The organism is Pseudomonas sp. LS.1a, assembly GCF_022533585.1.
Taxonomy (GTDB): domain Bacteria; phylum Pseudomonadota; class Gammaproteobacteria; order Pseudomonadales; family Pseudomonadaceae; genus Aquipseudomonas.
Genome location: NZ_CP092827.1, coordinates 125001 through 144246 on the forward strand (window position 1 = coordinate 125001; position 19246 = coordinate 144246).

8 protein-coding genes, 2 tRNA genes and 6 rRNA genes (1 of these 16 running past the window's edge) are annotated in these 19246 nt (G+C 58.1%); 10 read left to right on the top strand and 6 right to left on the bottom strand.

Translation table 11 applies throughout. From position 1 onward, the window contains the following. From MKK04_RS00585 to rrf (MKK04_RS00620), 8 genes are all read left to right on the top strand, one after another. Nucleotides 1-447 (top strand): 23S ribosomal RNA (locus MKK04_RS00585); it begins 2445 nt to the left of the window's first position. Between the two features lie 130 nt (nt 448-577). Further along, nucleotides 578-693, top strand: a 5S ribosomal RNA gene (gene rrf, locus MKK04_RS00590). A gap of 443 nt (nt 694-1136) precedes the next feature. Then, nucleotides 1137-2673, top strand: a 16S ribosomal RNA gene (locus MKK04_RS00595). Nucleotides 2674-2750: 77 nt separating this feature from the next. Further along, a tRNA-Ile gene (locus MKK04_RS00600) sits at nt 2751-2827 on the top strand. A 6-nt stretch (nt 2828-2833) separates the two neighbouring features. Further along, nucleotides 2834-2909 (top strand) — tRNA-Ala (locus MKK04_RS00605). A gap of 233 nt (nt 2910-3142) precedes the next feature. Further along, nucleotides 3143-6034 (top strand): 23S ribosomal RNA (locus MKK04_RS00610). A 130-nt stretch (nt 6035-6164) separates the two neighbouring features. Further along, nucleotides 6165-6280 (top strand): 5S ribosomal RNA (gene rrf / locus MKK04_RS00615). Nucleotides 6281-6389: 109 nt separating this feature from the next. Continuing rightward, nucleotides 6390-6505 (top strand): 5S ribosomal RNA (gene rrf, locus MKK04_RS00620). Together the 16S, 23S and 5S rRNA genes with 2 tRNA genes alongside form the textbook arrangement of a ribosomal RNA operon. 111 nt (nt 6506-6616) lie before the next feature. Here the strand turns inward: rrf (MKK04_RS00620) and MKK04_RS00625 are convergent. The 4 genes from MKK04_RS00625 to MKK04_RS00640 all read right to left on the bottom strand — a co-directional run bounded on the left by MKK04_RS00625 (nt 6617) and on the right by MKK04_RS00640 (nt 11493). Beyond that, entirely contained in the window at nt 6617-9031 is a 2415-nt protein-coding gene (locus MKK04_RS00625; protein WP_241106778.1) for a TonB-dependent siderophore receptor, read from the bottom strand. A 197-nt stretch (nt 9032-9228) separates the two neighbouring features. Further along, nucleotides 9229-10185 (bottom strand): FecR family protein, encoded by a 957-nt coding sequence (locus MKK04_RS00630; protein WP_241106145.1) that lies wholly within the window; start codon nt 10183-10185, stop codon nt 9229-9231. A gap of 4 nt (nt 10186-10189) precedes the next feature. Then, the gene (locus MKK04_RS00635; protein WP_063915096.1) at nt 10190-10693 is read right to left on the bottom strand and encodes a sigma-70 family RNA polymerase sigma factor; all 504 of its coding nucleotides are present in this window, start codon (nt 10691-10693) and stop codon (nt 10190-10192) included. Between the two features lie 110 nt (nt 10694-10803). Then, nucleotides 10804-11493 (bottom strand): GntR family transcriptional regulator, encoded by a 690-nt coding sequence (locus MKK04_RS00640; RefSeq protein ID WP_207838086.1) that lies wholly within the window; start codon nt 11491-11493, stop codon nt 10804-10806. A 205-nt stretch (nt 11494-11698) separates the two neighbouring features. On the opposite strand from MKK04_RS00640, the gene lapG reads away from it, so the two are divergent. Then, a complete protein-coding gene (gene lapG / locus MKK04_RS00645; RefSeq protein ID WP_207838090.1) occupies nt 11699-12460 on the top strand; it encodes a cysteine protease LapG in 762 nt (253 codons plus the stop codon). 10 nt (nt 12461-12470) lie between these two features. After that, the gene (lapD, locus tag MKK04_RS00650) at nt 12471-14417 is read left to right on the top strand and encodes a cyclic di-GMP receptor LapD (RefSeq protein ID WP_207838084.1); all 1947 of its coding nucleotides are present in this window, start codon (nt 12471-12473) and stop codon (nt 14415-14417) included. 341 nt (nt 14418-14758) lie between these two features. On the opposite strand, the gene MKK04_RS00655 is transcribed toward lapD, so the two are convergent. Further along, complete coding sequence (locus MKK04_RS00655) at nt 14759-16135, bottom strand: HlyD family type I secretion periplasmic adaptor subunit (protein ID WP_207838082.1); 1377 nt, start codon at nt 16133-16135, stop codon at nt 14759-14761. Next, the gene (locus MKK04_RS00660; protein WP_207838080.1) at nt 16125-18281 is read right to left on the bottom strand and encodes a type I secretion system permease/ATPase; all 2157 of its coding nucleotides are present in this window, start codon (nt 18279-18281) and stop codon (nt 16125-16127) included. Before MKK04_RS00660 ends, MKK04_RS00655 begins: the two co-directional genes overlap by 11 nt. Between the last annotated feature and the right edge of the window lie 965 nt (nt 18282-19246).

The window sequence follows — 19246 nt, forward strand, 5'->3', positions numbered from 1 at the left end:
GATACCGCCCAAGAGTTCATATCGACGGCGGTGTTTGGCACCTCGATGTCGGCTCATCACATCCTGGGGCTGAAGCCGGTCCCAAGGGTATGGCTGTTCGCCATTTAAAGTGGTACGCGAGCTGGGTTTAGAACGTCGTGAGACAGTTCGGTCCCTATCTGCCGTGGACGTTTGAGATTTGAGAGGGGCTGCTCCTAGTACGAGAGGACCGGAGTGGACGAACCTCTGGTGTTCCGGTTGTCACGCCAGTGGCATTGCCGGGTAGCTATGTTCGGAAGAGATAACCGCTGAAAGCATCTAAGCGGGAAACTTGCCTCAAGATGAGATCTCACTGGGATCTTGAATCCCCTAAAGGGCCGTCGAAGACTACGACGTTGATAGGTTGGGTGTGTAAGCGCTGTGAGGCGTTGAGCTAACCAATACTAATTGCCCGTGAGGCTTGACCATATAACACCCAAGCAATTTGCTAGCGCAGATTGCGGTGGTGAAGACGAAAGAACCGAAAGTTCGCAACTTCACAAGATCACATATCCGAATTCGCTGGGCTGTCCATCTGGACATTCTGGCAACAGAATTTCTTGACGACCATAGAGCATTGGAACCACCTGATCCCATCCCGAACTCAGCAGTGAAACGATGCATCGCCGATGGTAGTGTGGGGTTTCCCCATGTGAGAGTAGGTCATCGTCAAGATTCATTTCGCAAAACCCCTATCTGCGCATGCAGGTAGGGGTTTTGTCTTTAAGTAGAAGCTATCGCTTCTCCTGGTAGGCTGAACGGCCAGCCGGTGGTAAAAAGGTGGTTGACAGCGGTTTTGAATGCTGTATTATTCACCTCCCGCGACGAGAGATCGAAGCGAGTTAAGTGTCTGAAGTCAAACGAGTTTCTCGAAAAACTTCAAAATAAACGCTTGACAGCAAATGAGGAAAGCGTAGAATGCGCGCCTCGGTTGAGACGAAAGGCTCTTAACCAAACGCTCTTTAACAAATCGAATCAAGCAATTCGTGTGGGTGCTTGTGAGTACGGACTGATAGTCACAAAGATTATCAGCATCACAAGTGACCATGCGAGAAATCACATAGTCATTTGAGATTGCTGAGCCAAGTTTAGGGTTTCTTAAAAACCCAAGCAGTATTGAACTGAAGAGTTTGATCATGGCTCAGATTGAACGCTGGCGGCAGGCCTAACACATGCAAGTCGAGCGGATGACGGGAGCTTGCTCCTTGATTCAGCGGCGGACGGGTGAGTAATGCCTAGGAATCTGCCTGGTAGTGGGGGACAACGTTTCGAAAGGAACGCTAATACCGCATACGTCCTACGGGAGAAAGCAGGGGACCTTCGGGCCTTGCGCTATCAGATGAGCCTAGGTCGGATTAGCTAGTTGGTGGGGTAATGGCTCACCAAGGCGACGATCCGTAACTGGTCTGAGAGGATGATCAGTCACACTGGAACTGAGACACGGTCCAGACTCCTACGGGAGGCAGCAGTGGGGAATATTGGACAATGGGCGAAAGCCTGATCCAGCCATGCCGCGTGTGTGAAGAAGGTCTTCGGATTGTAAAGCACTTTAAGTTGGGAGGAAGGGCAGTAAGTTAATACCTTGCTGTTTTGACGTTACCGACAGAATAAGCACCGGCTAACTCTGTGCCAGCAGCCGCGGTAATACAGAGGGTGCAAGCGTTAATCGGAATTACTGGGCGTAAAGCGCGCGTAGGTGGTTCGTTAAGTTGGATGTGAAAGCCCCGGGCTCAACCTGGGAACTGCATCCAAAACTGGCGAGCTAGAGTACGGTAGAGGGTGGTGGAATTTCCTGTGTAGCGGTGAAATGCGTAGATATAGGAAGGAACACCAGTGGCGAAGGCGACCACCTGGACTGATACTGACACTGAGGTGCGAAAGCGTGGGGAGCAAACAGGATTAGATACCCTGGTAGTCCACGCCGTAAACGATGTCAACTAGCCGTTGGAATCCTTGAGATTTTAGTGGCGCAGCTAACGCATTAAGTTGACCGCCTGGGGAGTACGGCCGCAAGGTTAAAACTCAAATGAATTGACGGGGGCCCGCACAAGCGGTGGAGCATGTGGTTTAATTCGAAGCAACGCGAAGAACCTTACCAGGCCTTGACATGCAGAGAACTTTCCAGAGATGGATTGGTGCCTTCGGGAACTCTGACACAGGTGCTGCATGGCTGTCGTCAGCTCGTGTCGTGAGATGTTGGGTTAAGTCCCGTAACGAGCGCAACCCTTGTCCTTAGTTACCAGCACGTTATGGTGGGCACTCTAAGGAGACTGCCGGTGACAAACCGGAGGAAGGTGGGGATGACGTCAAGTCATCATGGCCCTTACGGCCTGGGCTACACACGTGCTACAATGGTCGGTACAGAGGGTTGCCAAGCCGCGAGGTGGAGCTAATCTCACAAAACCGATCGTAGTCCGGATCGCAGTCTGCAACTCGACTGCGTGAAGTCGGAATCGCTAGTAATCGCGAATCAGAATGTCGCGGTGAATACGTTCCCGGGCCTTGTACACACCGCCCGTCACACCATGGGAGTGGGTTGCACCAGAAGTAGCTAGTCTAACCTTCGGGGGGACGGTTACCACGGTGTGATTCATGACTGGGGTGAAGTCGTAACAAGGTAGCCGTAGGGGAACCTGCGGCTGGATCACCTCCTTAATCGACGACATCAGCCTGCTGATGAGCTCCCACACGAATTGCTTGATTCATGGTTGAAGACGATCAAGACCCTATATAGGTCTGTAGCTCAGTTGGTTAGAGCGCACCCCTGATAAGGGTGAGGTCGGCAGTTCAAATCTGCCCAGACCTACCAATATGCGGGGCCATAGCTCAGCTGGGAGAGCGCCTGCCTTGCACGCAGGAGGTCAGCGGTTCGATCCCGCTTGGCTCCACCACTTGCTTTACTTGATCAAACTCAGAAATGAGCATTCGCTTCGAATGTTGATTTCTGGCTTTTGTCAGATCGTTCTTTAAAAATTCGGATATGTGATAGATATAGACTGATGGCCAGTTTCACTGCTGGTTAATCAGGCTAAGGTAAAATTTGTGAGTTCTGCTCGAAAGAGCAACATGCGAATTTTCGGCGAATGTCGTCTTCACAGTATAACCAGATTGCTTGGGGTTATATGGTCAAGTGAAGAAGCGCATACGGTGGATGCCTTGGCAGTCAGAGGCGATGAAAGACGTGGTAGCCTGCGATAAGCTTTGGGGAGTCGGCAAACAGACTGTGATCCAGAGATCTCTGAATGGGGGAACCCACTCAGCATAAGCTGAGTATCTTGTACTGAATACATAGGTGCAAGAGGCGAACCAGGGGAACTGAAACATCTAAGTACCCTGAGGAAAAGAAATCAACCGAGATTCCCTTAGTAGTGGCGAGCGAACGGGGACCAGCCCTTAAGTTGATTTGAGATTAGTGGAACGCTCTGGAAAGTGCGGCCATAGTGGGTGATAGCCCCGTACACGAAAATCTCTTGTCAATGAAATCGAGTAGGACGGAGCACGAGAAACTTTGTCTGAATATGGGGGGACCATCCTCCAAGGCTAAATACTACTGACTGACCGATAGTGAACCAGTACCGTGAGGGAAAGGCGAAAAGAACCCCGGAGAGGGGAGTGAAATAGAACCTGAAACCGTATGCGTACAAGCAGTGGGAGCCTACTTTGTTAGGTGACTGCGTACCTTTTGTATAATGGGTCAGCGACTTATATTCAGTGGCGAGCTTAACCGAATAGGGGAGGCGTAGCGAAAGCGAGTCTTAATAGGGCGTTTAGTCGCTGGGTATAGACCCGAAACCGGGCGATCTATCCATGGGCAGGTTGAAGGTTAGGTAACACTGACTGGAGGACCGAACCGACTACCGTTGAAAAGTTAGCGGATGACCTGTGGATCGGAGTGAAAGGCTAATCAAGCTCGGAGATAGCTGGTTCTCCTCGAAAGCTATTTAGGTAGCGCCTCATGTATCACTCCAGGGGGTAGAGCACTGTTTCGGCTAGGGGGTCATCCCGACTTACCAAACCGATGCAAACTCCGAATACCTGGAAGTGCCGAGCATGGGAGACACACGGCGGGTGCTAACGTCCGTCGTGAAAAGGGAAACAACCCAGACCGTCAGCTAAGGTCCCAAAGTCATGGTTAAGTGGGAAACGATGTGGGAAGGCTTAGACAGCTAGGAGGTTGGCTTAGAAGCAGCCACCCTTTAAAGAAAGCGTAATAGCTCACTAGTCGAGTCGGCCTGCGCGGAAGATGTAACGGGGCTCAAACCATGCACCGAAGCTACGGGTGTCATCTTTGATGACGCGGTAGAGGAGCGTTCTGTAAGCCTGTGAAGGTGAGTTGAGAAGCTTGCTGGAGGTATCAGAAGTGCGAATGCTGACATGAGTAACGACAATGCGAGTGAAAAACTCGCACGCCGAAAGACCAAGGTTTCCTGCGCAACGTTAATCGACGCAGGGTTAGTCGGTCCCTAAGGCGAGGCTGAAAAGCGTAGTCGATGGAAAACAGGTTAATATTCCTGTACTTCCAGTTATTGCGATGGAGGGACGGAGAAGGTTAGGCCAGCCTGGCGTTGGTTGTCCAGGTTTAAGGTGGTAGGCTGAAATCTTAGGCAAATCCGGGATTTCAAGGCCGAGAGCTGATGACGAGTTGCCTCTAGGCGACGAAGTGGTTGATACCATGCTTCCAAGAAAAGCTCCTAAGCTTCAGATAACTGGGAACCGTACCCCAAACCGACACAGGTGGTTAGGTAGAGAATACCAAGGCGCTTGAGAGAACTCGGGTGAAGGAACTAGGCAAAATGGCACCGTAACTTCGGGAGAAGGTGCGCCGGCGAGGGTGAAGGACTTGCTCCGTAAGCCCATGCCGGTCGAAGATACCAGGCCGCTGCGACTGTTTATTAAAAACACAGCACTCTGCAAACACGAAAGTGGACGTATAGGGTGTGACGCCTGCCCGGTGCCGGAAGGTTAATTGATGGGGTTAGCGCAAGCGAAGCTCTTGATCGAAGCCCCGGTAAACGGCGGCCGTAACTATAACGGTCCTAAGGTAGCGAAATTCCTTGTCGGGTAAGTTCCGACCTGCACGAATGGCGTAACGATGGCGGCGCTGTCTCCACCCGAGACTCAGTGAAATTGAAATCGCTGTGAAGATGCAGTGTATCCGCGGCTAGACGGAAAGACCCCGTGAACCTTTACTATAGCTTTGCACTGGACTTTGAATTTGCTTGTGTAGGATAGGTGGGAGGCTTTGAAGTGGGGACGCCAGTTCTCATGGAGCCATCCTTGAAATACCACCCTGGCAACTTTGAGGTTCTAACTCAGGTCCGTTATCCGGATCGAGGACAGTGTATGGTGGGTAGTTTGACTGGGGCGGTCTCCTCCCAAAGAGTAACGGAGGAGTACGAAGGTGCGCTCAGACCGGTCGGAAATCGGTCGTAGAGTATAAAGGCAAAAGCGCGCTTGACTGCGAGACAAACACGTCGAGCAGGTACGAAAGTAGGTCTTAGTGATCCGGTGGTTCTGTATGGAAGGGCCATCGCTCAACGGATAAAAGGTACTCCGGGGATAACAGGCTGATACCGCCCAAGAGTTCATATCGACGGCGGTGTTTGGCACCTCGATGTCGGCTCATCACATCCTGGGGCTGAAGCCGGTCCCAAGGGTATGGCTGTTCGCCATTTAAAGTGGTACGCGAGCTGGGTTTAGAACGTCGTGAGACAGTTCGGTCCCTATCTGCCGTGGACGTTTGAGATTTGAGAGGGGCTGCTCCTAGTACGAGAGGACCGGAGTGGACGAACCTCTGGTGTTCCGGTTGTCACGCCAGTGGCATTGCCGGGTAGCTATGTTCGGAAGAGATAACCGCTGAAAGCATCTAAGCGGGAAACTTGCCTCAAGATGAGATCTCACTGGGATCTTGAATCCCCTAAAGGGCCGTCGAAGACTACGACGTTGATAGGTTGGGTGTGTAAGCGCTGTGAGGCGTTGAGCTAACCAATACTAATTGCCCGTGAGGCTTGACCATATAACACCCAAGCAATTTGCTAGCGCAGATTGCGGTGGTGAAGACGAAAGAACCGAAAGTTCGCAACTTCACAAGATCACATATCCGGATTCGCTGGGCTGTCCATATGGACATTCTGGCAACAGAATTTCTTGACGACCATAGAGCATTGGAACCACCTGATCCCATCCCGAACTCAGTAGTGAAACGATGCATCGCCGATGGTAGTGTGGGGTTTCCCCATGTGAGAGTAGGTCATCGTCAAGATTCATTTCGCAAAACCCCTATCTGCACATGCAGGTAGGGGTTTTGTCTTTAAGTAGGAACTACAGAGATTCGCAGGCACGTCCGAGGGACGGGCCAGCACACAGAATTTCTTGACGACCATAGAGCATTGGAACCACCTGATCCCATCCCGAACTCAGCAGTGAAACGATGCATCGCCGATGGTAGTGTGGGGTTTCCCCATGTGAGAGTAGGTCATCGTCAAGATTCAAATCCAAAGCCCCTGTCTGCGATGCAGACAGGGGCTTTGTCTTTTCCGGGCCATAGCTTCCAGGCTAGCGCTCCTACAAGCACCGGGTCTTAACGGCTGCCATATGCTCAGAACTGATAGCTGACCGTTGCGCTTACATTGCGCTCTTCACCCATGTAGCAGTAGTTCAGGCTGGCACATGAGGTGATGTAGCTTTCATTGGTAAGGTTATTGGCGTTCAGGCGTACATCTACCCCCCGGAGGCCGACCTTGCCCAGGTCATAGCCGATCGAGGCGTCTAACAGGGTGTAGGAAGGCACCTTCATGCTGTTTTCCGCATCCACCCAGCTGTACCCCACATACCGCACCCCACCGCCCAAGCGCAGGCCATCCAGTGCCCCCTGGTGGAAGTTGTAGTCGGCCCACAGCGAGAACATCTGTTTCGGAGCCTGGGTTGGCGAATTGCCCTTGTTGTCCAGGTTGCCCGACACCAGGCTGGGCATCGACTTGGCGTACTCGATGTCGGTAAAGGTATAGCCGCCCAGCAGCTTCAAGCTGTCGGTCAGCTGCACATGGGCCTCCAGTTCCAGCCCTTGTGAGCGCACTTGCCCTACAGGGCGATAGAACTCCTCGTCAGGCTGCTTCGAGGCCAAATTCTCCTGCTCGATACGGAACACCGACGCGGTGAACAGGTTATCGCTACCCGCTGGTTGATACTTGATGCCGGCCTCCCATTGAGTGCCCTCGGTAGGTGCCAGAGGGCGGCCTTCCTGGTCGGATACGGTATTGGGGTTGAACGACTCCGAGTAGCTGACATAAGGCGCAATCCCGTTCTCGAACAGGTAAAGCACCCCGGCGCGGGTAGTGAATCTGGAGCGCTGGTCACGGACGTTGGTGTTGCTGTCGCGATTCTCCTCCGACACCTTCACCCAGTCCTGGCGCAGCCCCAAGGAGAGGCGCCATTGGTCCAGCTCCACCAGGTCCTGCAGGTAGACGCCCGTTTGCTGCAAACGCCGCTGGTAGCGGTTCTCACCCAGCACCTGAAGGTTGCCATTGCCGTACTGTGGATTACCGGCATCCAGCGGGTCGACTGTGCCATAGCGCCACGCCACGTCGGCCTTGCGTCGCTGGTAGTCGGCGCCCAGCAGCAGGGTATGTTTGGCGGCCCCGGTGAAAAACTCCGCCTGCAGCATGTTGTCGATGATGTACGAATGCAGGCGTTCGTCGCCGCCGGTATAGGCGCGGTTGAGGATATTGCTGTCGGCATCCGCCCAGCCGGCGGAATACACCTGGTCCATCGACACATCGGAGTCCTGGTAGCGGAAGTTCTGTCGTGCGGTGAACACATCGTTGAAGCGATGCTCGAACTGGTAGCTGAAGGATTGTTGGGTGCGCTCGTAGTTGTCGATACCCGGCTCGCCTTCAAAGAAGTGGTCCGACAGGCGCAAGCCGTTGCGCTTGTGCAGCATGCCGTCCGCGGGGTTACCGCCGTGGTAGCCGCCGTTGGGGTCGTGTTGCAGGTAGGCCTGCAGGGTGAGAGAGGTGTCTTCGCTGAAGTCGATGCTGACGGCCGGCGCGATGGCGTAGCGTTCTTCCTTGTTGTGGTCGAACTGCGTGTCGGAAGCATCCGCCAGGCCTGTCAGGCGATAAGCGATACGCTTGTCGTCATCCACGGGGCCGCTGAAGTCGAAACCCATGCCACGCTGGCCTTGGGTACCGAGCGTGGCCTGGATTTGATGGTAGGGGGTAAACAGCGGCTTCTTGGTGGTCAGTGCTACCAGGCCTCCTGGCGAACTACGGCCATACAGTACCGAAGACGGTCCCTTGAGAATATCGATGCGCTCAAGGAAGTACGGGTCCACCTGCATGGTGCTGTAGGTGCCGTTGTCGCCCATCGACTTGAGCCCGTCGACGTAGATGTTATCCACCGAGCCATCATTGAAGCCACGCATGGCCACATAGTCATAACGATGGGTTGCACCGTAGGGGTTGGTCAGCACCCCAGGTGTGTAGCGCATAGCTTGGGCAACGGTTTGCGAGCCTTGGTCGTCCATCTGCTGGCGGGTAACCACCGAGACCGATTGTGATGTCTCTACCAGCGGCATGCTGGTCTTGGTCGCTATCTGGCTATGGGTGGCGTTGTAACCCTCCATGCTGCCCAGTGCATTGCCAAGGGTGAAGCTCCGGACATCGGTGTCTGGCAATGACACGGCGGCGCTCTGGGGTTGTGCCTGCAGCACGTAGCTGCGGCCGTCCTGGCTGAGCGCTTCCAGGCCGCTACCATTGAGCAACTGGCGCAGTGCCTGATCGGTGGGGTACTGTCCCTGCAGGCCGTTTGACTGCAAGCCTTGGGTGAGCTGGGGTGTGCTCGACAGGGTGATGCCAGCCTGGCGGGCGAACTGGTTGAGCACGTCGTCCAGCTGGCCGGCCGGGATCGCATAGTGATGGCTCATCTGGGTCGTTTCAGCTGCCACGGACAGTTGCGGGACGGCTATCAGGCCCAAGGCGGTGCCAAACAGGGTGGCCCGGATGGCTTTGCGCAGAGTCGTTGAGTGCAAGACAGGTCGAAAATCATTCGCGTTGAATGTGTGCGTGTGCACTGGGGCGGTAGGCATGAAGGGTCCGTTGAAGTGTGAGGGCAGGAGGTGTCGCTTACTGTCCTAGCCGGACCGGCAGTCAAAACCCGCCAAAAAAGCTATTGGGGCGCGCAGCGGCCCTGAACGCAATGGCCCTCGTCAGATCAGACTAGCCCCTCCACACGCACCCACCAGCGCGTACGTTGGCGAAGCCGCACGGGCAATGTCCGGGGCAGCAGCTGCAGCAGTTTTTCCGGGTCTTCGAGGCGGAACACACCCGACAGGCGTACATCGGCAATGTCTTCGCTGCAGCCCAGGTAACCATGGCGATAACGGCTGACCTGCGCGAGGAAGTCGAACAGGCGCATGTTCCGAGTGACGATCAGCCCGTCGGTCCAGGCCATCGCGTCCATGTCCACCTGCTCGAGCCGGTGTGGGCCTTGCGCATCCAGGCGCCAGTTCTGGCCGCTCTCAATCCATTGCAGCTGGCCATTGCCAGGCCGGTGTATCGCCACCCTGCCATGGCTGACACTGACCTGCGTGCAGTCGCTGTCCTGGCGTGCCACAAAGCGCCCTTCGAACCCTTCCAGTAACGCGTCACGCGTCTGTACAAGCAAGGGATGCTGCGGGCTGCAGGTAATCATCAATTCCCCCTGCTTCAGGCGGACCAGGCGCTGCTGGTCATTGAAGGCCAGGTCCACGGCACTGCGGGTGTTGAGTTGCATCAGCGAGCCATCGGGAAGCGCGACGCTGCGTCGTTCACCCGTGCCGGTGGCGTAGTCCGATGCCCAGGCGTTGACTGCATCCAGGTCTTTGCCCAGCCATGTCGCTGTCCCCACCATGGCAACGCCGCCAAGCAGCTTCAGTGCTTGTCGGCGCTGCAGGCGGCGCTGGCTGGTCTCCAGGGTCTGCAAGGCCAGCCCGGCGCCGGGAATGGCGCGCAGATCGAGGTCCTGGTGCAGGTGCATCACCCGTTGCCAGGCCTGTTCATGTTCCTGGCGGGCACTGCGCCATTGCCTGCACTGATGCTGCAGGGCAGGGTCATGCCCGTTCTCGCGCAGCCTGAGCATCCACTGGATGGCCTGCTTGACCGCTGTTGCGCCAGGCTGTGCGGTGGTCATCGCGTCAGCACTCATCGGCGTAGCGCAGCAGGTAGCAATGGTAGAGCGCATCGGCGATGTAGCGCTCCACGGTACGCACCGAGATCCCCATCTGGTCGGCGATGGCCTGGTGCTTCAGCCCCTCGCATTGGGCCAGCAGGAATGCGCGGCGTACTTTGGGCTTGAGGCCGTCGAGCATGCGCGCGATGCGTTCCAGCAATTCCAGCAGCAACTCACGGGTTTCGGCCGACGGGGCTTGTGCTTCTGGCACTTGTGCCAATGCCTCGAGATAGGCCCTATGCAGTTCCTCACGTCGCCAGTGGTCGATCACCAGCCCACGCGCAACTGTACGCAGGAAGGCCCGTGGTGTGTTCAGTTGCAGGTGTTCGCGCCGCTGCAGCAGGCGCACGAAAGTGTCCTGGGCCAAGTCTGCGGCATCGGCTGCGTTGCCCAGCTTGCTGCGTAGCCAGGCATGCAACCAGCCGTGGTGGTCACTGTAGAGCGTTTGCACGGAATCGTTGCTGGGCATGGGGGAGGGTGCTGCCGTCAATGGACATGAATGATAATTAGTCTCATTGTTGGCGGGGGCCGATCAATTTGCAACCTATCCGACAGTACCGTGCGCGCAGTCTCTACCCGCTAGCGCCCCAGTTGCGTATCCAGGTATTTGCGGATTACCCGCGATGCGCTATTCAGGTGCCGTTCCAGCACCGCTACTGCTTCGTCCACCAGCTTGTCGCTAGCTGCATTCACCAGTGCGTTGTGATCGTCCTGGGTGAGCTTGCCCAGGCCCATGGACGAAAGATGAAACCGCAGGAAGCGCTCTTCCTCGTTCAGTTCGTCCTCGATCAGGCGCAGCAGTTTCTTGTTCGGCGCCTTGTTGTACAACGACATGTGGAGCAGACGATTGAGGCGGCCGATTTCGGCGTGGCGGGTTTCGTTCTCCAGTTGCTGGATATACCCGCGGGCGCTGGCGATGTCGCTGGCATCGAGCAGCGGAATGGATTGGCGCAGCGCCTCGGTCTCGAGCAGCACGCGCAGGGCATAGGTGTCCACCGCGTCTTCGCCTATCAATGGCGCGACCACCGCCCCCTTGTGCATCTCCACTTTCAGCAGCGATTGCGCTTCGAGCTGGCGCAGGGCCTCGCGCACGGGCATGCGGCTGACACCGAACAAGGTGGCGAGCTCTTGTTGTCGCACCGCAGTACCTGGGGGCAAGCGGCCATCCAGAATGGCACTGCGCAGGCGTTCTTCGATCAAGCCACGGGCCTGGTGCGGCAACAACTGCTCGCTGGCCAGGACATTGCTCAATTTGATTTTCTCGGGCACGCGACGTCTGCCTCAACGATGACTAAAGTTGGATCCAATGACACTAGTAATAGCTCCCGGGGGTGTCAAACCAGCACCCGCGATGGGACGGGCGCCCCAAAAAGCGCGGCTATGGTGGATGAAGTCGCCGGTCAAAGGAAGCAACCTATAGAAGGTTATAACCATAAAGTGTAGATCGACCGACCAACGGATGCATGATTGCAGGGTGCCATTGTGTTTTACCGTGCCAAGCCGCACCATCGCTGCTTTCGACTGGCCGGAACAGGGCTTCGCAGTGGCGATATCCTGGATGCTCAAAACCGTTGTGCAACGTGTCGGCCTTGCTGCACTGCTGGGCAGCCTGCTGCTGGGCGGTTTGCACGCGGATTGGGACTTTTCCCAGATCAGCCGCAAGTCACAGGCCCTGTATGGCCAGCTGGGCGCCGGGCAGGGCCGTATCGATGCCTGGCAGAACCTGATGACCACGCAGAAGCAGGGTACGGAGCTTGAGCGGTTGCAGGTGGTCAACCGCTTCTTCAACCAGCAATTGCGCTATGTCGAGGACATCGACCTGTGGCATGAGGTCGATTATTGGGCCACGCCGGTGCAGGCGCTGATCAAGGGCGCAGGGGACTGCGAGGACTATGCCATCGCCAAGTATTTCAGCCTGCGGCGCATGGGCATCCCCAGCGAAAAGCTGCGCATCACCTACGTCAAGGCACTGCGGCAGAACCGCGCGCACATGGTCCTGACCTATTATTCAAGCCCACAGGCACAGCCATTGGTACTCGACAGCCTGATGGATGCCATCAAGCCGGCCAGCCAGCGTACCGACCTGCTGCCGGTGTACGCCTTCAATGGTGAGGGGCTGTGGCTGACGGGCGCCGCAGGCAACAAGAAGGTCGGCGATACCAAGCGGCTGTCACGCTGGCAGGATTTGCTGAAGAAGATGCAGGCCGAAGGGTTCCCGGCCGAGCCGGTTTACTGAAGGAGCACAGATGTCACTGTTCAAACAATTGCTGTTGGCCATTTGCCTGTTCCTGGTGGTTGCCTTCAGTGGCAGTTTCATGGTCAGCCTGGAAAGCTCGCGCAGCCAGTACGTCAACCAGTTGCGCTCGCACGCCCAGGATGCGGCGACCGCGCTGGCGCTGTCGCTGACGCCGAATATCGACGATCCGGCAATGGTCGAGCTGATGGTCAGTTCGATCTTCGACAGTGGCTACTACTCAAGCATCAAGGTCGTCGACCTTGGCTCCAATGCCGTGCTGGTGGAGCGCCATGCCGAGCCGGACCCCGGCGGTGTGCCGGGCTGGTTCGTGCACCTGATCGGCCTGGAAGCCGCCGGTGGCGATGCCATCGTCAGCCGCGGCTGGCAGCAGGCCGCACGCGTTGAAGTGATCAGCCACCCGATGTTCGCCATTGCCAAACTCTGGCAGAGCGCCTTGGGCAGCCTGGGCTGGTTGTTGCTGTGTGGCGCGGCCAGTGCCGTACTTGGCGCCTTGCTTTTGCGTCGCCAGTTGCGGCCGCTGGACTACATGGTCGAGCAATCCTATGCCATCGCCCGCCGCGAATTCCTCAGCCTGTCGGAGCTGCCGCGTACGCCGGAGCTGCGCCGGGTGGTGCAGGCGATGAACCAGATGGTCGAGAAGCTCAAGGCACTGTTCACCGAGCAGGCCGAGCGCAGTGAGCGACTGCGTGCCGAGTCCTATCAGGACAGCCTGACCGGCCTGTCCAACCGCCGTTATTTCGAGATGCAGCTGAACACCCGGGTGAGCAACCTGGAAGAAGCGCGCGCCGGCTACCTGTTATTGCTGCGGGTCCAGGGGTTGGCGGGGTTGAACGCCCGCCTTGGCGGCCAGCGCACCGACCAGTTGCTGCAGGCCGTGGGTGAGCAGTTGCGTCGCACCTGTGCCAGCTACCCGGAAACCAACGACCTGATTTCCCGCAGCCGTGGGGGTGAGTTTGCCGTGCTGGCGCCGGGCATGGTGCATGAAGAGGCGGTACAGCTCGCTCAGGCCCTGGAAGCGACCCTGCATAGCCTGCATGAAACCGGCGCCAGTGATATCGACCCGGTGGCCTGCATCGGCCTTGCCCCCTACAGCCCTGGTGACGCACCACAGGCGCTGCTCAAGCTCGCCGACGAAGCCCTGGCCCGCGCCGAGAACCAGCCGACGCCGGGTTGGGTCTGCCTCGAGCAGGGTGTGGCCGCAGTTGCCGCGGACAGCCAGCATGCCTGGCACGAGCGGCTCGACCAAGCGTTTATCGGCGGGCATTTCGAGCTGTTCTTCCAGCCCGTGGTGGATTGCGGCACTGCGCAACGGATACTGCACCGCAAGGTGATTTCGCGCTTGCAGGATGGCCAGGGCGAGGCGCTGCCGGCGGGCCGCTTCCTGCCCTGGCTGGAGCGTTTCGGCTGGATGTCGCGGCTGGACCTGCTGGTGCTGGAAAAGGTGCTTGCACACCTGCGCGGGCATGACCAGATACTGGCGCTTAACCTGTCAGCCGCTACCTTGGCCGACCCCAAGGCTCTGCAGCGCGTCTTCGAACTGTTGGGCCAGCATACGGCGCTGGGGCCGCGCCTGATTTTCGAAATTGGCGAAGAGCAACTGCCCGAGCAGTCTGCCCTGGAGCAGCTGACCCGGCGCTTGCATGCGCTTGGCTTCGGCCTGGCACTGCAACGCTTTGGTGGGCGCTTCAGCATGATTGGCAACCTGGCGCACCTGGGCCTGGCGTACCTGAAGATCGATGGTAGCTACATCCGCAACATTGATCATGAGCAGCACAAGCGGCTATTCATCGAAGCCGTCCAGCGCGCGGCACACAGCATTGACGTGCCGCTGATTGCTGAACGGGTCGAGACGGAAGGCGAGCGCTTGGTGCTGCGGGAGATGGGCGTGAGCGGGATTCAGGGGCAGTTGGTGGGTGAGCCTGCGCCCTGGCGCTGAGTTTCGGGTTTGCAGTTTGGCCGTATCGCCGGCAAGCCCGCTCCCACAGGTACAGCACAGGGTTCAAGGCATGCACTGTACCTGTGAGAGATTGCCCAGCCCTTTGGGACGTGCTGTCGCACAGATAACTGAATTCGCAAGCGATCCTCGTACCCTGTGGGAGCGGCTTTAGCCGCGAAGCATCCAACGCGGTGCATGGCACCGGCTGCGCCGGTGTTCGCGGCTAAAGCCGCTCCCACAGGTTCCCTGCTAATTCAATGAGTTATGTGCAGTTCTATGAGAGCTGGCTTGCCGGCGATACGGCCAGGGTGGCCACTGAGTAAAGACAGTGGCCAGGATCATCAACGCTCGCGCAACGCTTCCGAACGCGCCTTCATGATCGGCTTGAGCAGATAGCTCATGATGGTCTTCTTGCCGGTCATGATATCGACCGTCGCCACCATCCCCGGAATGATCAGCAGCGGCTTCTCGTCAGTGCCCAGGTGGCTGCGATCGGTGCGCAGCTTGATCAGGTAGTAGGTGGTCTTCTTGTCTTCATCGGTGATGGTGTCGGCACCGATCTGCTCCAGCTTGGCCTTCAGCCCACCGTAGATGGTGTAGTCATAGGCCGTGAACTTGACCGTCGCCTCCTGCCCCGGGTGCAGGAAGGCGATGTCCTTGGGCAGGATCTTCGCCTCGATGACCAGCGTGTCGTCCAGTGGTACTACTTCGAGGATATCGCTGCCAGGCTGGATCACCCCGCCAATGGTGTTCACCAGCAGCTGCTTGACGATACCGCGCACCGGTGAAGTGACCATGGTGCGGTTCACCCGGTCGTCCAATGCCTTGCTGGTAGCCGTGGCCTTGTTCAACTCGGTGCGTGCTTCGTTCAGTTGGGTCAACGCTTCGCTGCGGAATTTGCCGCGGGTCTCTTCGATCTTGCTTTGCACCTCGCGGATGGCCGCCTCGGCACGCGGGATCGCCAGTGCGGTGGAATCCAGCTGGCCGCGGTTCTCCACTTCGGCACGGCGCAAGCGCAACACTTCAACCTGGGAGATCGCGCCGGTGGCCACCAATGGCTCGGACATGTTGATCTCTTTGCGCAGCAGTTCCAGGCTGTTGGCGTACTGGGCGCGTTTTGAACTGTACTCGCGCAGCTCCTGCTGGCGCTGGACCAGCTGCTGTTGCAGGCCACCAATCTCGTCCTGCAGTTGCTGGCGCCGGCTCTGGTACAGCGACTCTTCGCTGGCCGCCTGGCTTGGCGCGGCCTTGCGCAGCGCCTCGTCGATTTTCAGCGGGCTGTCCTCGACCTCGGCACTCAGGCGCTCGACGCGCAAGGCCATGGCCAGGCGGTCGGCCTCGGTTTCACCCACGTTGGAGGCGAAGCGGGTTTCATCCAGGCGCAGCAACGGCTGGCCCACTTCGACGATCTGCCCTTCCTTGGCGAAGATCTCGGCGACGATGCCGCCCTCCAGGTTCTGGATCTTCTGCACCTTGGACGACGGAATGGCCTTGCCTTCGCCCCGCGTAACCTCGTCGATGGGCGCGACGCTGGCCCACACGATCAGGAACACGAAGAACAGGATCACGCCCCAGATGGTCAGCCGCACGACCCGCGGCGCATCCTCGATCAGGGCTTTGTTGACCTCTGGCAGCGGCTGACCGCCCAGTGAATCGGAACCTTTGAAATAGCGCCGCAGGCCGTCCTTGAATTGCCCTACATCCAGCTTATGCAACACTGATCTGCCCCTTCTTCAGCGCATCCATGACCGCGGCTTTCGGGCCGTCGGCGACAATCTGCCCGCGATCGATCACGATCAGCCGGTCCACCAGCGACAGCAGCGAGGCACGGTGCGTGACCAGCAGCACCGTCTTGCCTTCCACCACCGCCTGCAGCCGCTGCTTGAGGCGTTCTTCGCCGGTGTTGTCCATGGCGCTGGTCGGCTCGTCCAGCAGCAGGATCTGCGGGTTGAGCAGCAGCGCGCGGCCCAGGGCGACGTTCTGCCGCTGGCCGCCGGACAGGTTCTGCCCGCGCTCACCCACTTGCAGCTCGTAGCCGTCCGGGTGCAGCCGGGCGAACTCATGCACGCCCGCCAGCTCGGCAGCCTGCAGAATCAACTCATCCTCGACGTAGCGGGCTCCGCTGACCAGGTTATCGCGCAGGGTGCCGGCCAGCAGCTGGATGTCCTGGGGCACGTAGCCGATGTTGTGGCGCAGTTCGCTGACGTCGATCTGGCGAATGTCCACGCCATCGACCAGCAGCGAGCCGCCATCGGCCTCGTACAGGCCGACGATGAGCTTGGCCAGCGAGCTCTTGCCCGAGCCACTGCGGCCGATAATGCCGACCTTCTCGCCAGGGCGGATGGTCAGGTTGATATTCTTCAGGGCCAGGTTCTGTTGGTTCGGGTAGGTGAAATCGACCCCGCGGAACTCGACGCTGCCCTGCAACACCCTGCGGCTCAGCGGGCGTTCTTCAAAGTTGCGCTCTTGCGGCAGCTCCATCATGTGGTCGGTGGAGACCATGGTCACCTTGGCTTGCTGGTAGCGGGCGAGCAGGCCGTTGAGCTGGCCCAGCGGGCCGAGGGCGCGGCCGCTGAGCATGTAGCAGGCCACCAGGCCGCCCATGCTCAGGTTGCCGTCGATGATCAGGTACACGCCGACGCAGATCATTGCCACGCCTGCCAGTTGCTGGATCAGCAGGGTGATGTTCATCGCCAGGCTCGACAGCACCTTCACCCGCAGTTCCAGGCGGCTGAGGGTGCCGAGGGTTTGCTCCCACATGTATTGGCGTTCGCTTTCGGCGTTGTTGACCTTTACCGCATCCAGGCCGGCAAGGGTCTCGATCAGGCTGGACTGGCGCTCCGAAGCCAGGGCCATGGTCCGTTCCATGGTCGCCATCAGCGGCCGTTGCAGGGCATAACCGATGCCCAAGGCCAGTGGGAAGGCGATGATCGGGATCCATACCAGGTGCCCGCCAATGATGGCAATGACGATCAGGATCAGGATGGTGAATGGCAGGTCGATCAGGCTGGTCAGTGTCAGCGAGGCGAGGAAGTCACGCAGGCCCTGGAACTCGTGAATGTTCTGGGCAAAGCTGCCGACCCTGGCCGGGCGGTACTTCATCGACATGCCGACGATACGTTCGAACAGCGTTGCCGAAATGATCAGGTCGGTCTTCTTGCCGGCCAGGTCCAGGCACAAGCCGCGCAGGCCCTTGAGGATCAGGTCGAAGATGTAGGCGCCGGCGATGCCGACGGCCAGCACCCAGAGGGTCGAGGTGGCCTGGTTGGGCACCACCCGGTCATATACGTTCATCACGAACAGCGGTGCGGCCAGGGCGATCAGGTTGATCACCAGGCTGGCGGCAATGGCGTCGATATATAGCCACTTGCTGCGCAGCAAGGTATCGCGGAACCACGACTTCGCCCGCGGGATGAGGTTGCCGTGGTTGACGTCGAACTTGTGCTGCGGCTGGGCGAAGAACACCCGGCCACTGTAATCGCTCTGCAGGGCTTCGCGGCTGACATGCACCTCGCCGCCATCGCTCTCGCTGAGCAGCAGGCGCGCGGTGTCTTCGTTCTCCCAGCCCAGCAAGACGGCGCTGCGGCCTTCCTTGAGCAGCAACATGGCCGGCATGGCGATGCTCGGGATCTGCTCCAGCTTGCGCTGCAGCAGGCGCCCCTGCAGGCCGGCCCGGGCGGCAGCGCGGGGCAGCAGCTCGGGGCTCAGGCGCTGGGCGGGCAGCGGCAGGCCGGTGGTCAGCATGACCCGGCTGGCGGGTTTCTGGTGCAGGACACACAGGCTCAGCAAACTATCCAGCAGGGGATCGTCATGCTGACTGCGTGGATCGTGGCTGAGTTGGACTCGACTGACTTCGGATTCCACGCGGCGCTCTCTTCATCCTTGTGGTGGGTGGGGTGGGTGTACCGCCGTTCTGGCCGGTCACCCTGGCTTCAATGGTGCTGCCAGGCAGTGGTCATGAGGCTACGGCACCCTGACGCTTGGGCAACCGGCCAATGGTCGCCTTGAATCGGTATTGAGTAAACAATTCTACGATCTTCAGTCCTGGCAGACGATGCTGAGTGGTGGATGTTTCATTTCTGATCCAGTCAGCACACAAGCCGCGCTAGTTTGCAGCATAGCCTGCTATCCGGTTGGCGGCAGAGGTGTAGTCGGTATCGACTTATACCTTTGTCAGGAAACAGGCGCTGACTTGTTGACGGTATTTTGCAACTAATTAGTCAAAATTCATCTATTAGAAAGCAGGTGCTGACAGGTTTGGGCTTAACAGTCGGCAATGCTTTCCTACTATTCGGGCTGGCAGTATTTGCGCAGTTGTTCGCTATCTCTTTGATCTACGGCAATCGCTGCGCCGACTTATGCAGCGCTACGGGCTGCTGATGCCGGGAGCTGCAGCGCGGCCAAGACTTTGCGGGGCTTCCCGATCACTGCCTGGCTGTCTTCAGGCAAGGTTTGTGCTTGTAGCCAAGCAGTGGCCTGAGCAAGCGAAAATGACCTGAATATTGACACCTGAACCTTTGACAGCTGCCGATGGACGGTTGTCCTGCCGCATTGTTTATGGCTACCAAAGCGTGGAAAAAGGCACTTTGAGTGACCGGTAAACGCGCTTTCGCTGATGTGCGACATTTGTCCTCAAGAAACGCTTGGCTAAGGTTCAAATATCAATGTGACATTACATTGGTGATTGTTTAGGATGGCATCTATAAGGTCAATAGTTTGGCAGTTAGGCAATTCCAAAAAGTTATAGACGGAATATTGACGTCAAAAAACGTCAAGAGATCATCGACATAGTTCCGCCTGAAGTGGCTTACAAGTGCCGCTCTGGCAGG

Excerpts from the sequence above, each read along its gene's own strand:
- MKK04_RS00630 (WP_241106145.1), bottom strand. The coding sequence starts at position 10,185 with ATGACCACCGCACAGCCTGGCGCAACAGCGGTCAAGCAGGCCATCCAG.
- MKK04_RS00635 (WP_063915096.1), bottom strand. The coding sequence starts at position 10,693 with ATGCCCAGCAACGATTCCGTGCAAACGCTCTACAGTGACCACCACGGC.
- lapD (WP_207838084.1), top strand. The coding sequence starts at position 12,471 with ATGTCACTGTTCAAACAATTGCTGTTGGCCATTTGCCTGTTCCTGGTG.